This window comes from Neisseria sp. HMSC064E01 (genome assembly GCF_001808875.1).
GTDB classification, from domain to species: domain Bacteria; phylum Pseudomonadota; class Gammaproteobacteria; order Burkholderiales; family Neisseriaceae; genus Neisseria; species Neisseria sicca_A.
In genome coordinates, this window is sequence record NZ_KV794908.1 from 1 (window position 1) to 453 (window position 453).

1 pseudogene is annotated in these 453 nt (G+C 60.5%); it reads right to left on the bottom strand.

Features of this window, described 5'->3' with window-relative positions:
• A pseudogene (locus HMPREF2572_RS03650) lies at positions 1-453 on the bottom strand (RHS repeat protein); the annotation flags it as partial.

The window sequence follows — 453 nt, forward strand, 5'->3', positions numbered from 1 at the left end:
CTTTGGCCGTATTCGGTCTGTTGAACCAGTTGTCCGGCGGCATCGTAGCCGTAGGCGGTGATTTTGCCGTCCCAGCCGGTTTCTTGGATCAGGTTGTCGGTCGGGTCGTAATCGAGACGGTAGGTTTCGCCGTTTTCATTGGTGAGGACGGTCAGACGGCGGGCTTTGTCGTAGGCGTAGGCGAAGGTATGGCCCAGCGCGTTGGTGCGTTTGAGCGGCAGTCCGTCCACTGCGAGTTCGTAGGCGGTTTTGGCACCGAGTCCGTCGATGTGGGCGGTCAGTCGGTTGAGGCGGTCGTATTCGAAGGTTTCGTGACTGCCGTCGGGATAGTCGGTACGGACGGGGTTGCCCGCTGCGTCGTAGTGGTGGCGGGTGGTATGGCCCAGCGCATCGGTAACGGTTTCGAGATCGCCGTATTCGGTGTAAGCGAAACGGGTGGTTTCGCCGGTACAG